Below are 14,333 nucleotides of genomic sequence, written 5' to 3' on the forward strand. Positions count from 1 at the left end.
AGTTTGCGTCCGGCACATATCCCCTGTGGGAGCGGGCTTGCCCGCGAAAGCGGTCATCCAGCCAGCCTCGCTGCTGAATTCCACACCGCATTCGCGAGCAAGCTCACTCCCACAATGACGGTGCGCTGGACACACAGTTTGCGTCCGGCACATATCCCCTGTGGGAGCGGGCTTGCCCGCGAAAGCGGTCATCCAGCCAGCCTCGCTGCTGAATTCCACACCGCATTCGCAAGCAAGCTCGTGGATTTCAGGCCACCGGGATGATCGGCAGGTCGAGCGTCTCGGCACCGCCGGTATAACGCGACACCGACCCGGCGATCATTTCGTGCGGCACACCCTTCGCCACGCTGCTGACCCCCTCCAGCCGCGATAACTGCTCGGCACTCATCTGCACCGTCAAAGCGCCCAGCGTCGCGTCCAGTTGCTCACGGGTGCGCGAACCCAGAATCGGAATCAGCGCGGTCGTCGAGCGTTTGGCCTTTTCCCGCAGCCAGGCAATGGCGACGTGGGTCGGCGAGGCTTCAAGCTCCGCCGCCACCGCGAGCAAGGTGTCGAGGAGGGCGGTTTCGTGGGCGCTTTTCTCGGTATGAATCAGCATGCCGAGCTTGGCGGCGCGGTTGTTCTCGTCGTTGGTGCGGTACTTGCCGGTGAGGAAGCCGCCGCCCAAGGGGGACCACAACGTAGCGGCAAGCCCCAGCGCTTCAGCCATCGGCAGCAATTCCCGTTCGGCGCTGCGTTCGGCCAGGCTGTATTCGGTCTGAATCGCCACAATCGGCGCGAAGCCGCGCACCTCCGCCAGCACGTCGGCGCGTGCGATGCGCCAGGCCGGGAAGTTCGACAGCCCGGCGTAGTGGATCTTGCCGGCACGCACCAGATCGTCGAAACCACGGAGGATTTCTTCCATCGGCGTCACGCCATCACTGACATGCGCCCAGAACAGGTCGATGCGATCGGTGTTCAACCGTTTCAGGCTTTCTTCCACGGCGCGGACCATGTTCTTGCGGCTGTTGCCGGTGTGGGAAATCCCCGCGGCCGGCGTCGTGCCCATGGTGTATTTGGTGGCGATGACCAGGCGATCACGTTCGGCGGCAATGAACTCGCTGAGCATGGCTTCGGACTGACCGGCCTGGTAACCATTGGCGGTATCGATGAAGTTGCCGCCGGCTTCCAGGTAGCCGTCAAAAATGCGTCTGGCTTCGTCCCGCTCGGCGCCATGGCCCCAACCGGTGCCGAAATTACCGGCGCCCAGCGCCAGTTCAGAAACACGCAAGCCGGTTTTGCGGCCGAATACCTTGTAGTGCATGAGGTGACTCCTGAAGAAATACGTCGGGACGAATATAAATGTCTAGCAACATGTATTAAATATGATGCTAGTAATTTATGACGTCAACAGACTTTTTCACCAGCGCGCACAGGAGCGACGACTGGCCTTGTCGCTGCTGCTCGCGTCGCGCTCACTCACAGCCTTCGGCAGCGGCGACCCAAGCGACGTATACTCCCGCGCATGAATGTCGACTCTCCGCTAAGCGCCTGGCAACACGCCATTGAACAGAAGGGCTTCGTCCAGGACGAAGCCCAGGAACATGCCGTGTGGGCGCTGCAAAAATGCTACGAGGCGCTGCACGAAGGCCGCACGCCGGTCACCGGCGTTTACCTGTGGGGCCCGGTCGGGCGCGGTAAAACCTGGTTGATGGACCAGTTCTACCAAAGCCTGCGAGTGCCGGCCCGGCGCCAGCACTTCCATCACTTCATGGGGTGGGTGCATCAGCGTTCGTTCCAGCTCACCGGCACCGCCGACCCGCTGAAGGCGCTGGCCCGCGAGCTGAGCGAGGAAGTGCGGGTGCTGTGTTTCGACGAGCTGTTCGTCAACGACATCGGCGACGCGATCATCCTCGGGCGTTTGTTCCAGGTGATGTTCGAACAAGGCGTGGTAGTGGTTTGCACCTCCAACCAGCCGCCCGATCAACTGTACGCCGACGGTTTCAATCGCGACCGGTTTGTGCCGGCCATCGAGGCGATCAAGCAGCACATGCAGGTGATCGCAATCGACGGCGGTGAGGATCATCGCCTGCATCCAGGCACGGCGTTGCAGCGTTATTGGGTGGCGGTCGATGGCCAGCCGAGTGCGCTCGCTGAGGTGTTCAAGGCACTGACCGCCGAGCAATCGTCTTCCAGCGAGCCAATCACCGTCGGTTACCGTTCGGTGAATGTGGTGCAGGCCAGCGCCAACGTGCTGTGGTGCCGCTACGCCGACCTGTGCGAACAACCCTTTGCCGCCATGGACTTCATGGCGCTGTGCGATACCTTCAGCGCGATTCTGTTGAGCGACGTGCCCAACCTCAGCGCCCAGAAACGTGAAGGACGCATTGCCCGTGGCACCGAAGACGCGGCCGCGCACGTGGTGGCGGGTGATCGCGAGCTGCCGCAATTGTCGGTGCATGACGACGGCGTACGGCGCTTCATTGCGCTGGTGGATGAATGCTACGACCGTAAAGTGCCGCTGTACCTCGAGTCGCAAGTGCCGATGGACGCGCTGTACACCGAGGGCTATCTGGAGTTTCCGTTCCGCCGCACCTTGAGCCGTCTACAGGAAATGCAATTGCAACGCTTCGCCCAAGCCTGACCCACGGGAGTCGAGAACATGAATCAGCCCTTGTCCCATCATTTGCTGACCATGGCTTATCAGAACGCCTGGGCCAATCACCGGCTCGCCAAGGCCTGGAAGCAATTGACCGCGGCGGAACTCGTGGCCCCGCGCGTGAGTTTCTTCCCCAGCCTGCGCGCCACGCTCAACCACATCCTGACCTGCGACGGGTTCTACATCGATGCACTGGAGCGCGAATTGCGCGGTGCTGCGCCACACCCTGATTGCTTTGTGTTTTTCGCCGAGGAACAACCGTTTACCGACGGCATCGATCTACAGCGCGAGCAAGCACACCTTGACCGCCGACTGATCGCCTACTGCGAGCAGCTTCGCGACGCCGACCTCGCTCGCCTGGTCACCATTGCCCGAGATCCGCCGCAACATGACAGCCGATTGCGCATGCTGTCGCACCTGTTCGAACACCAGATTCATCATCGCGGCCAGGTTCACGCCATGCTCAGCGGCACATCTGTTAAACCGCCGCAGCTGGACGAGTTTTTCTGTGTCGGCGAGGCACACCTCAGGGCCGAGGATTTTGCCGAGTTGGGCTGGACCGAGGCGTTGATCTGGGGCGTTTAAGGGTGGTTCGGGTTGTGGGCGACGCCGGCTCGCGATACTGTCCGTCGACCTTGCGTCGCGACAGCCGTGCCGCGACCACATGACGGGACGTTGACCATGGAAATGGAAGCCGCAGACCTGCTGGTGCTTCAGGCCAGCTACACCAACCCGCTACACGCCGAAGCGATCGGCGTGGTGCTCAATGCTTACGCCGAGGACCCGATGGGCGGCGGCCACTCGCTGTCCGAAGACCTGTTGCAGCAACTGCCGGGGGAACTGGCGAAACGTCCGCACGCGTTCAGCGTTCTGGCCTTTGTCGCGGGCGAGCCGGCCGGATTGGTCAACTGTTTTGAAGGCTTCTCGACGTTCGCCTGCCGACCGTTGGTCAACGTGCACGACGTGGCCGTGATGCCGAAGTTTCGCGGCCTCGGGCTCAGTCAGAAGATGCTGCACAAGGTTGAAGAAATCGCCCGTCAGCGCGGTTGCTGCAAGATCACCCTGGAAGTGCTCGAAGGCAACGCGGTCGCGCAATCGTCTTACTCCAAATTCGGTTTTGCCGCGGGCATGTTCGACCCGGCGCACGGGCGCATGCTGTTCTGGACCAAAACGCTTTAAGTGTTCAGGTAAACCTCCGGGCAAAGAAAAGGGCGTCCAACAGGACGCCCTTTTTTTACGGCTTGTAGTGCTCCGTCACTTGCGCCGTTTGATCATCCGGGACGCGGACTTCATCGGTCCGCTGACTCTGATTCGCCGGTTGACTCAATCGCAGGCTTTCGAAGTAATACCGCATGCGCTCGGCGCCTCCTTCGGCGAGAACGGCGGTTGAGCTGAACAGCATCACACCGGCAATGATCAGGGGTGTACGTTTCATGGTTTGCCTCCCACTACGTCTATTGGGTGCCTTTTCATCCATGAAGCAATGTCGCCCGCGCATTATCCGCCGATTCCGTCAATTGGGAATTAACCGTCTCAGAGCCGCCAGTCCAGGCTCAGGGTCACTGTGCGCGGGTCGCCCCAATAAACGCCGTTGTAGAAACCGACGTTGTCGTAATACTTTTTGTCGAACAGGTTATCGACGTTCAGCGACGCCGACAGGTGCTGGTCGAACGCGTAGCGCGACATCAGGTTGACGACGGTATACGCCTCCTGGCGGATATCGGTACGTTCGGTGATCACCCGACCATTGCCATCGCGTCCGACAGGGCGGTTGGCCGGCCGGTAGACGTCGCTCTGCCAGTTCACCGCGCCACCGACCGTCAGCGCCTGCCATTCGCCGGGCAGCTGATAGGCCGTGGAGAACCGCAACATGTTCAGCGGCTGGTTGGTGTTGACGCGCTCCTTCTCGCCATTGACCGAGTGGGTGTAGGTGTAACCGGCGGTCATGTTCCAGCCCGCCATGACTTCGCCGGACAGTTCAGTTTCGAAGCCCTGGACTTTGTTGCCCTTGCCGGTCGCTTTGAAAAACTCTTCGCCGGTGGCGGGATCGGGTGGCACCGAATCATCCCGTTCCGCCACATTGTCCTGTTTGCTCCAGAACACGGCGGCCATCAGATTGAGGCGCTCCTCCATCAGGCTGCCCTTGAGCCCCAGTTCATAGTTGCTGCCAATCACCGGTTCCAGGTAGTTGCGGTTGCGGTCGCGTTGGGTCTGGGGCTGGAAAATGTCGGTATAGCTGACGTACGCGGTGTATTCGGGCGTGAGGTCGTAGAGCAGCCCGGCGTAAGGCGTCCAGATATCGTTGTGCTGCTGACGGGAGGAATCGACATTGCTCAGTTGCAGGTCGGCATCGTATTCATGATTCTTGCTCGACGCCTCCCAGCTGCCATAGCGGCTACCGAGCACGGCGTGCAGGTCGTCGGTGAGGGACAGTCGCGTCGCCAGATAACCTGCCTTTTGCCGGGTGTTGTCGCTGGAGCCGTCCAGACCGGTGTCGGTGTCAGAAAATTTGGGAATGCCGCCCATGTATTTCCAGTCCGGGACTAACGGGTAATTTGCAGCCAGGCTGTCGAGTAGATAGGGAGAGCTTTGCCGGCGCTGCGATTCGCCATACCCGACCATCATTTCGTGCTCGCGCCCGAACAACGAATACGGCCCCGCCATGTTGAAGTCGTAGACATCCATTTTCTGCGTGCCGAGCATATGCGCGACGTTAGCGACCATGCCGCTGCGGTCCGCTTCCGGAAAACCGCCACCGGCGTAGTAGATCTTGCCGTCGGTATCACTGTCGCGATGGGTGTAGGCCGCCTTCAAATGCCAACCGGCGCCCAGTTGCTGTTCGAGGCGGGCGAACGCGGTCTTGTCGCGCAGCGGCCAGGAACTCCAGGGCGTGGCCATGTTGGTGGAGCGCCCGAGATTGGCTTTGCTGCCGTCCGCGTTCCAGTACGGCACGGTGCCCCAGGACGTGCCTTGTACCTGCTTGTCCTGATAGTCGTAACCCACGGCCAGCAGCGTGTCGTCCGTCAGGTCGGCCTCGAGAATGCCGTAGCCGACTTCCCGTTGCAGCTGGTACTTGTCGCGGTAGGAATGTTGGTCGCGATAAGCCAGCACGCTGCGCCCGCGAAGACGTCCGTCGAAGGCCAGCGGCCCGCCGACGTCCACATAACTGTAGTAATTGTCATAGCTGCCGCCGCTGACACCGGTCTGCGCTGCCCACTGTGCCGTCGGCCGTTTGCGCACCATGTTGATCGTCGCCGAGGGGTCGCCGGCGCCCGTGGTCAGACCGGCGGCGCCACGAACCACTTCGATGCGGTCGTAGATGATGGTGTCGGCATCGGACTTCATGTAGCTGAACGTGTTGAGCATCCCGTCGATCTGGAAATTGTTGATCTGATAACCACGGGAGGAATAGCTGACACGGTCCGAATCATTGTGCTGAACGACAATGCCGGTGGTCTGGCCCATGGCCTTGGACAGCGTGTCGAGCTTGAAGTCGTCCATTTGTTGGCGGGTGACCACGGACACCGATTGCGGGGTGTCCTTGATTGACAGGTTCAGGCGCGTCGCCGTGCTCATGGCGCCGGTGGTGTAGGACTCGGTGTCTTCGGTGGTCATGCCCAGGCCTTCAGCGGTGACGCTGGTGGCGGCCAGTTCAAGGGAGGCGGGTTCTTTGTCTGGATCAGTTTCAGCCAGCAAATCCGGGCTTAGCGCTGCACTGAACAGGCCAAGCGTTAACGTTATGGAACGGGTAACAGGCGCGAACATCGCAACCGACTCCTTGTCTTCGAGGGAAAAATTTCCGTTTGTTCAAAGACGACGCGGGGAAGGGCGATTTAGCGACAAATGAGAATAATTACTATTTTAGGAAGTTTCCTACAGGCGAGGGGGCGCAAAAAGGGGCCGGAATCGGCCCCTGAAAAGTATTACTGCTGCGCGACGGACGGGTCCGGTTTGGGCTTCATCAAGCTGAAGTCGATCAATGGGCGCTCCTGACGCTCATAAGGATTGCCGATCATCAATGGCCGCGGCTTGAAGCTCTCGCTGACCAGGCTTTTGCTGCGGTCCAGTTCATCGAAATTCAACCCGGCCAGGTCCGCCCAGGTGTGAATCAAGTGCGAGCTGCTGTAAGGGCGGCTCAGATCGGACGCAAAGCTCCAGTCATGGGTTTCTCGCCATTTCGGCGAGGCCCAGGCCATGAACGGAATGGTGTACATCGGCGCCGTCGGTTTGTTCTCGTTACGGCCCAGCGTGGTGTGGCCCGGCGAGTCAAACACGTCTTCGCCGTGGTCGGAGAGGTACAGCAGGAAACCGTTCGGATCAGACTTGGCGTAATCCTTAATCAGGCTCGACACCACGAAATCGTTGTACAGCACGGCGTTGTCGTAGGTGTTGTAGGTCGGCACCTGATCGTCGTGCACGCCGTCCGGTACGCCTTGGCGATCCTTGAACTTGTCGAACGTCGGCGGATAACGGTACTGGTAGCTCATGTGCGTGCCGAGCAGATGCACGACGATCAACTTGCGCGGCGCCGCATCGGCAAGCGCCTTGTTGAACGGCTCGATCACGTCACCGTCGTACTGGGCGGCGTTCTGATTACGGTTGTTGTTCAGGTACACCTGCTCGTCAGCCTGTTCGGAGAAGGTTGTAAGCATGGTGTTGCGCTTGGTCATGGTCTGCTGGTTGGTGATCCAGAAGGTCTTGTACCCCGCCTGTTTCATCATGCTGACCAGGGACGGCGTGGACAGGTACAGGTCCGGGTTTTCTTCGTCGGCGAAGGTCAGCACTTGTTGCAACGCTTCGATGGTGTACGGGCGCGGCGTGATGACGTTGTCGAAGACCGCCAGTTGATCCTTGAGCTTGTCCAGTTCCGGGGTGGTTTTACGCGGGTAGCCGTAAAGGCTCATGCGCTGGCGGTTGGTCGATTCGCCGATCACCAGCACCAGGGTCGCTGGCTGGTTGGCCATGGTGTCGGTGAGGTTTTTCAGCGGCGCGATCTTGCTCGCGCTGTCGAGCATGTCTTGCATGCCGGCCAGCGTGTCGAGGTAGCGGTGATACGCCACGGCCATCTGCCAAGGCACTGCGGGCTCGATGCGGGTTTCGAATTTCTCGAAACCGCCGGCGAAGCTGCCGGTACGCGCGGTTTGTTTGATCAAGGGGTAGCCGACCACCGCCACCATAATCACGGTCGCGGCGACCAGGGCTTTCCAGCGCGGCAGGTACACCGGACGCAAGCGCGTCCACAGGAAGTACGCAAACAGGGTGTGAGCGAGGAACGCCGCGACCATCCACCAGGCAAAGTACTGGGTCATGTACTCGCCCGCTTCAGAGATGTTCGACTCGAACATGATGAAGATGACGCTCTGCGAGAATTCCTGCTGATAGATGAAGAAGTAACCGAGGCTGGCCATGGAGCAGGCCCACAACACCACGCCGATCAGCGCGGCCATCACGCGGGTCTGTTTCGGAAACAACAGCATCGGCGCGAGCCAGATCGCGCTCATGACGAAGGCCTGGCGGAACCCGGTGAACCCGGAGGTGCCCGTCAGTTGGATCAGCAGTTGGGTGATTCCGGAGAAGTACCAGAAGAACACGAACAGCCAGATGAAACCGGCCCAGTCGAAACCTGTCGCAGTCGTTTTGCTGCGTTTGAACAAAGACATTCAGCGCTCCAGCCAAGTAATCATCGAGCGTCGGTACTGTGCAGTTCTCCGACGAACGGGCACCGCGCGGATACCGAGCGGCCACAGTGACCGCAAGTATCACCGAGGGCGTGTGAAAACTTTGTTAGTTGCTTGAGCGGGAAAAAGCGCGGCATCGTGTCGCAAACAGCAGCGCGCTGCTTGCGACTCAAGCGGGGGAGGTCAGGCGTGTGGGGCGCGTTGGGTGACGGGCAATGGCTGCGTAGGGCTGCTCTGGGTGAGCATGCGCAATTGCGCAAGTTCCTGTTTCAGCAGGTCGCGCTCTTCTTTCAATTGGCGCAGTTCATCACGACGGATCGTGACGTAAAGGGTTTGTGCTGGCCGTGCTGCTTGTACTGTGCCCATTGCTCACCTCGCAAATGGCGTGCTTCAACTGTAAATCCGCCCCGAGATCGGGTGCTGACTCACTATCGGCGCCGATTTTGATTTCTTTTGTCGGTGAATGGAACTTTTTTATTTTTCATGGTCGGTGTGTCTTCGCAGTGATTGCCGACGTTATCAATCAGGATCGGGCACAATGCCCGGAAACTTCATCCCGACGCTCTGGACTAAGCTTCATTGGTCGCGTTGGGCTATAACCTTTGACACACATTAATTTGCAGTAGGGAGCATCAGCACATGCAACTCGGGATTATTGGACTGGGCCGCATGGGCGGCAATATTGCGCGGCGCCTGATGCTCAACGGGCATACCACTGTCGTTTACGACCGCAATACCGCTTTTGTCGACAACTTGGCCGCCGAAGGCTCCAAGGGCGTCATCGACCTCCCGGCACTGGTCGCCGGGTTGGCCAAGCCGCGTGCGGTGTGGGTCATGCTGCCGGCCGGGGCGCCGACCGAAGAGACCATCGACACCCTGAGCAACCTGCTCGAAGCCGGCGATACCATCATCGACGGTGGCAACACCTTCTATAAGGACGACATCCGCCGGGCGAAAACCCTGTCGGAAAAAGGCCTGCACTACATTGACGTTGGGACCTCCGGTGGCGTCTGGGGCCTGGAGCGCGGTTATTGCATGATGATCGGCGGCGAAGCCGAGGTGGTTAAACGCCTTGATCCGCTGTTCGAGAGTCTGGCACCGGGCCTTGGCGTGATCCCGCGCACCAAGGACCGCAAGTCCGATGACGATCGTGCCGAGCGTGGCTACATCCACACGGGGCCTGCCGGTTCGGGTCACTTCGTGAAGATGATCCATAACGGCATCGAATACGGAATGATGCAGGCCTTCGCTGAAGGCTTCGACATCCTCAAGACCAAGTCCAGCGAAAACCTGCCGCAAGACCAGCGCTTCGACCTGAACGTCGGCGACATCGCCGAAGTCTGGCGTCGTGGCAGCGTGGTCTCGTCCTGGCTGCTTGACCTGACCGCCGACGCCCTCGCCAGCGATCCGAAACTCGACGGTTACTCCGGCTCGGTGGCTGACAGCGGTGAAGGTCGCTGGACCATCGAAGCCGCCATGGAACAATCGGTGCCGGTTCCGGTGCTGTCGAACTCGCTGTTCTCCCGCTACCGCTCGCGCGGGCAAGGCACCTTTGGCGACAAGATTCTCTCGGCCCAGCGCTTCGGCTTCGGCGGCCACGTGGAGACTTCGAAAAAATGACTCGTCTGATCCGCAACAAATCCAAGGCAGACCCTGCGCCACCGACCACGCTGTTTTTGTTCGGCGCCCATGGTGACCTGGTCAAGCGTCTGCTGATGCCGGCGTTGTACAACCTGAGTCGCGATGGTCTGCTTGATGACGGACTGCGGATCATCGGCGTTGACCACAACGCTATCAGTGACGAGGGCTTTGCCCAGAAGCTTGAAGATTTCATTCGAACCGAAGCGGCCGCCAAGGTCGGCAAGGGCGATGAAGCCCTTGACCCGGCCTTGTGGGCCAAACTGGCCAAAGGCATCAGCTACGTCCAGGGCGACTTCCTGGACGACAGCACTTATCAAGCGCTGGCGGCGAAAATCGCCGACACCGGCACCGGCAATGCGGTGTTCTACCTGGCCACCGCGCCGCGTTTCTTCAGTGAAGTGGCGCGCCGTCTGGGTTCCGCCGGGTTGCTGCAAGAGACGCCCGGAGCATTCAGAAGGGTGGTCATCGAAAAACCGTTCGGCTCCGACCTGCAAACCGCCGAAGCCCTGAACGCCTGCCTGCTCAAGGTGATGACGGAAAACCAGATCTACCGGATCGATCACTACCTGGGCAAGGAAACCGTGCAGAACATTCTGATCAGCCGGTTCTCCAACAGCCTGTTCGAAGCGTTCTGGAACAACCACTACATCGATCACGTGCAAATCACCGCCGCCGAGACCGTTGGCGTCGAAACCCGTGGCAGTTTTTATGAGCACACCGGCGCCTTGCGCGACATGGTGCCCAATCACTTGTTCCAGCTGTTGGCGATGGTCGCGATGGAGCCGCCAGCGGCGTTTGGCGCTGACGCGGTGCGTGGCGAGAAAGCCAAAGTGGTCGGGGCGATTCGTCCGTGGTCCACCGAAGAAGCGCGGGCCAACTCGGTGCGTGGCCAATATGCCGCCGGTGACGTCGACGGCAAGCCGTTGTCCGGTTACCGCGAGGAAGGCAATGTGGCGCCGGACAGCAACACCGAAACCTATGTCGCGCTGAAAGTCATGATCGACAACTGGCGTTGGGTCGGCGTGCCGTTTTACCTGCGCACCGGCAAACGCATGAGCGTGCGTGACACCGAAATCGTCATCTGCTTCAAACCGGCGCCGTACGCGCAGTTCCGTGATACCGAGGTCGATGAACTGCAACCGACCTACCTGCGGATTCAGATTCAGCCCAACGAAGGCATGTGGTTCGACTTGTTGGCCAAACGGCCGGGGCCAGCCTTGAAAATGGCCAATATCGAGCTGGGTTTTGCCTACAAGGACTTCTTCGAAATGCAGCCGTCCACGGGCTACGAGACGTTGATCTACGACTGCCTGACCGGCGATCAGACGTTGTTCCAGCGCGCCGACAATATCGAGAATGGCTGGCGTGCGGTGCAGCCGTTCCTCGATGCCTGGCAGCAGGATGCGACGGTTCAGCCTTACCCCGCAGGCGAAGATGGCCCGACAGCGGCTGAAGAGTTGCTGGCCCGTGATGGCCGCGTCTGGCACAGCCTCGGATGAGTGACGCTGCGCGACACCCCATCCGATTCTTGCTCAGCGACATGGACGGCACGCTGTTGCTGCCCGACCACTCGCTAAGCCAGCGCACGATCGACGCCGTTCGTGCCCTGCGTGAGGCGGGCGTGCTGTTCAGCTTGGCCACCGGCCGGCCACCCAAAGCCATGCTCCAGCAGATTGAAGCCTTGGGCGTTGATGTACCGACCGCTGCGTTCAATGGCGGCACCATCACCAAGCCGGACGGTAGCCTGTTGGTCGCGCATTATTTGCCGGCCACGGCGGCGTTAACTGCATTGGCGCTGTTTGCCGATCAGCCGGGCGTCGAGGTCTGGGTGTTCAGTAGTGGCGACTGGTTGCTGAAGGATCCACACGGCCCGATGGTGCCCCGCGAGCAGCATGGCCTCGGCTATCCACCGGTGGTGGTCGAGAGTTTCGAGCCGTATCTGACGCGCATCGACAAGATCGTCGCCACCAGCAACAACACGCAATTGTTGATCGAACTGGAGGCGCGGTTGCTGCCGATGGTCGAAGGCCAGGCGCAGGTGTCGCGTTCGCAACCGGTGTATCTGGACGTGACGGCGATGCAAGCCAACAAGGGGGTCGCACTGGCAACGCTCGCCGCATTTCTCGGTGTGCCGATGGAGCAGACGGCAGCGATGGGCGACGGCGGCAATGACCCGGCGATGTTTCATTGCGCCGGGCTGTCGATTGCGATGGGGCAGGCCGAAGACGCGGTGAAGCGTCAGGCTGACATAGTCACCGGGCCCAATACCGAAGACGGCGCGGCTCAGGCGATTGAGCGCTACATCCTGCCGCGCTGATACGCTCGATCCTCATGAGTAGCGAGCCCGCCGGCCTAACCCAGATAACGCACCACCACCGCACGGTAGTTGCCATCCAGCGAATAACCGCCGACAAGGATGCCGGCATCGGCCTGGACCGCCAGCGAGGTGGCGGTGTCGAGGCTGCGACCGAGTCGCGTGCGGACCCAGCCAACGCCATCGTAAAACGCCGGGTCCAGCTGCCCGCCGGGTAAGTGCCTGGCCACAATAAAATCCGCTTCGACCCCGCCGATGGTGGCACCCACGGTCAGTACATTGCCGTCGGGCTGCAGGTGTGCGGCGGTCCACTGGCTGCCACTGCGGCCGATTTCCAGGCTCTGTGGATGCCCGCCGTTGTGATGCAGGTCAGGCCGGCCATTGCTGTGAGTCTTGAACGACAGGCACTGCATCGGATCGCGGCTGCTGCCAAAACTATGCAGTTGGCCATTCTCCAGTTCGACCACCTGGCTGACCTGGGCGCTATGGCCCTGTGAGTTAAAACTCAAGAAACCATCGACGGCGAAGCGTTCGTCGAGGCTGCCATCCGGTTGATAGCGGGCCAGCAATGCCTCTTCGGGGAAGTTGATTGACCCGCCGACCACAATGCGTCCGTCGCGCTGCACCATCAGGCAACTCAGCCAGGAGTTCATCAACAAATGCCGGACCATGACAAAGCCGCGGCCGTTGAAGTCAGGGTCCAGCGAGCCGTCGGCGTTGAGGCGGATCAGCAGGCCGACGTGATCGGCCAGTTCGAAATGATGATTGGCGAGCAGCAGAATCCGCCCATCGTCCTGCACTTGAACATCGCACGCTTCGGCGCCCGGTACGCCGGGTGGCAGCCAAGTGTCACGCACGCCCCTGGAAAGATCGCCCGGCAAACGGATGACACAGCGTCCGTTGTCGCCAAAACCTTGGACCGGACAGCCTTGCTGATCGAACAGCGCCAGGGCCGGGAAGGTGCGATGGGCATCTTCGTAATGCAGGCCCGCCACTAGAATGTTGCCGTCGGCCAACACCCGCACTTTGCCGGCCATGGCTTCGAAGCCCTGTTCAAATTGCCCGATGACGCTGCCTTGAAGCCCGAATCCCAAGTCTGCCGAGCCATCCTCCAGCAGGCGAGCCACGCCAAATCGACTGCCGCCGGGTGTTCCGACCTTTGCCGCCACCAGCAGTCGGCCTTCGGTGTCGGTCGCCAAGTCGTTGGCCATGCTGGACGTGCTGCCCGCGAAATAGACATGGGCCTTGCCGTTCGCGGCATAAGCGGTATCGAGTTGGCCAGTGTTGGACCGTGCGAGGGGGAAGGCGAAAACGTTCTGGATTGACATGCACGCAGCTCCTTGCGAGTCGACTTTATCCAGTGGGATGGTGGGCTACTAATAAGGAAAACATTCAATCCCTGAATGATCGGATGCACAACTGTTAGAACTAACAAGCGGAGGGTCGTTGTGTGCCAGAACAGTGTCTTTTCGAACCAATGAACAGCCTGCCATGCAAAAAGAGTCTGGCGAGAGTTAGCGGGAAGTGCTCTTTACAATAAAGATCGCAGTGGGCGGCTGCGATCTTTTGAGCGTGGGGTCATTAGTGCGGCATCGACCACGATTGCAGGGTGTAGCCGCCCTGGCTCAGTTCGGCGCGGGCTTGTTCGAGCAAGTGCTCAAGTTGCGCAGGATCGCAATAGGCGCTGCTGGGGATTTGAGTGCGACCGATACGGGTGTTGGTGCGGTCGATGACAGTCAGGCTAAGCTCACCGGTACCATCTTGTAGTGCCCACGCTACGCATTGAAACGGTTTAAATGCGCGGTCGGCAATCAAAAGAGCTTCGTTGATACGGAGCGGGGCGGTCATGGGGTCTTCTCTCTATATATGCCCAATCAAATGAGGTGCCGTCGGTTGGGCTTACCGTTCGGCGCGATACTAGTACTGATGCGCGCAACCGGGTGTCGGGTCACAATCGATCAAAAGAAATTTCAACTTTCTTTCATTTACACAATGAGAGGACACTTTTTGAAAGCGCAGTGAAAGGTTGAAACTCGATAGCCAACTAACAAACAGCGTTCTT

Annotated in this window: 13 protein-coding genes; 6 read left to right on the forward strand and 7 right to left on the reverse strand. The window is 60.1% G+C overall.

What is annotated here, in order from left to right; translation table 11 throughout:
* Positions 1-247: 247 nt before the first annotated feature.
* On the reverse strand, positions 248-1,303 hold the full coding sequence (locus ACQKP4_RS20255) for an aldo/keto reductase (RefSeq protein WP_427635403.1): 1,056 nt from the start codon (positions 1,301-1,303) through the stop codon (positions 248-250).
* Between the two features lie 201 nt (positions 1,304-1,504).
* On the opposite strand from ACQKP4_RS20255, the gene zapE reads away from it, so the two are divergent.
* The 3 genes from zapE (at position 1,505) to ACQKP4_RS20270 (ending at position 3,817) form a co-directional block, all read left to right on the forward strand.
* On the forward strand, positions 1,505-2,623 hold the full coding sequence (gene zapE / locus ACQKP4_RS20260) for a cell division protein ZapE (protein WP_427635404.1): 1,119 nt from the start codon (positions 1,505-1,507) through the stop codon (positions 2,621-2,623).
* Positions 2,624-2,641: 18 nt separating this feature from the next.
* On the forward strand, positions 2,642-3,223 hold the full coding sequence (locus ACQKP4_RS20265) for a DinB family protein (RefSeq protein ID WP_427635405.1): 582 nt from the start codon (positions 2,642-2,644) through the stop codon (positions 3,221-3,223).
* Positions 3,224-3,325: 102 nt separating this feature from the next.
* A complete protein-coding gene (locus ACQKP4_RS20270) occupies positions 3,326-3,817 on the forward strand; it encodes a GNAT family N-acetyltransferase (protein ID WP_427635432.1) in 492 nt (163 codons plus the stop codon).
* Positions 3,818-3,872: 55 nt separating this feature from the next.
* Here the strand turns inward: ACQKP4_RS20270 and ACQKP4_RS20275 are convergent, their stop codons facing one another.
* From ACQKP4_RS20275 to ACQKP4_RS20290, 4 genes are all read right to left on the reverse strand, one after another.
* The gene (locus tag ACQKP4_RS20275; RefSeq protein ID WP_427635406.1) at positions 3,873-4,073 is read right to left on the reverse strand and encodes a hypothetical protein; all 201 of its coding nucleotides are present in this window, start codon (positions 4,071-4,073) and stop codon (positions 3,873-3,875) included.
* Between the two features lie 98 nt (positions 4,074-4,171).
* Complete coding sequence (locus ACQKP4_RS20280) at positions 4,172-6,403, reverse strand: TonB-dependent siderophore receptor (RefSeq protein WP_427635407.1); 2,232 nt, start codon at positions 6,401-6,403, stop codon at positions 4,172-4,174.
* Positions 6,404-6,561: 158 nt separating this feature from the next.
* The gene (locus ACQKP4_RS20285; RefSeq protein WP_427635408.1) at positions 6,562-8,298 is read right to left on the reverse strand and encodes a phosphoethanolamine transferase CptA; all 1,737 of its coding nucleotides are present in this window, start codon (positions 8,296-8,298) and stop codon (positions 6,562-6,564) included.
* Between the two features lie 201 nt (positions 8,299-8,499).
* The gene (locus ACQKP4_RS20290; protein WP_427635409.1) at positions 8,500-8,682 is read right to left on the reverse strand and encodes a DUF6026 family protein; all 183 of its coding nucleotides are present in this window, start codon (positions 8,680-8,682) and stop codon (positions 8,500-8,502) included.
* Between the two features lie 273 nt (positions 8,683-8,955).
* Between ACQKP4_RS20290 and gnd the strand changes: the two genes are divergently transcribed.
* From gnd to ACQKP4_RS20305, 3 genes are read left to right on the forward strand one after another with little or no spacing between them, the layout of a single operon-like run.
* Complete coding sequence (gnd, locus tag ACQKP4_RS20295) at positions 8,956-9,936, forward strand: phosphogluconate dehydrogenase (NAD(+)-dependent, decarboxylating) (protein ID WP_427635410.1); 981 nt, start codon at positions 8,956-8,958, stop codon at positions 9,934-9,936.
* Positions 9,933-11,456, forward strand: coding sequence for a glucose-6-phosphate dehydrogenase (gene zwf, locus ACQKP4_RS20300; RefSeq protein ID WP_427635411.1), 1,524 nt, complete (start codon positions 9,933-9,935; stop codon positions 11,454-11,456). The genes gnd and zwf overlap by 4 nt, the downstream gene beginning before the upstream one ends.
* Positions 11,453-12,274 (forward strand): HAD family hydrolase, encoded by an 822-nt coding sequence (locus ACQKP4_RS20305; protein ID WP_427635412.1) that lies wholly within the window; start codon positions 11,453-11,455, stop codon positions 12,272-12,274. Before zwf ends, ACQKP4_RS20305 begins: the two co-directional genes overlap by 4 nt.
* 35 nt (positions 12,275-12,309) lie before the next feature.
* On the opposite strand, the gene ACQKP4_RS20310 is transcribed toward ACQKP4_RS20305, so the two are convergent.
* Together ACQKP4_RS20310 and ACQKP4_RS20315 are read right to left on the reverse strand one after the other, a co-directional pair.
* Positions 12,310-13,599: a hypothetical protein gene (locus ACQKP4_RS20310; RefSeq protein WP_427635413.1), complete on the reverse strand. Its 1,290-nt coding sequence runs from the start codon at positions 13,597-13,599 to the stop codon at positions 12,310-12,312.
* 253 nt (positions 13,600-13,852) lie between these two features.
* Positions 13,853-14,119, reverse strand: a complete 267-nt coding sequence (locus ACQKP4_RS20315) for a hypothetical protein (protein ID WP_427635414.1) — start codon at positions 14,117-14,119, stop codon at positions 13,853-13,855.
* Between the last annotated feature and the right edge of the window lie 214 nt (positions 14,120-14,333).

The sequence above is a fragment of the Pseudomonas sp. NPDC086278 genome (assembly GCF_050280905.1).
Lineage (GTDB): Bacteria > Pseudomonadota > Gammaproteobacteria > Pseudomonadales > Pseudomonadaceae > Aquipseudomonas.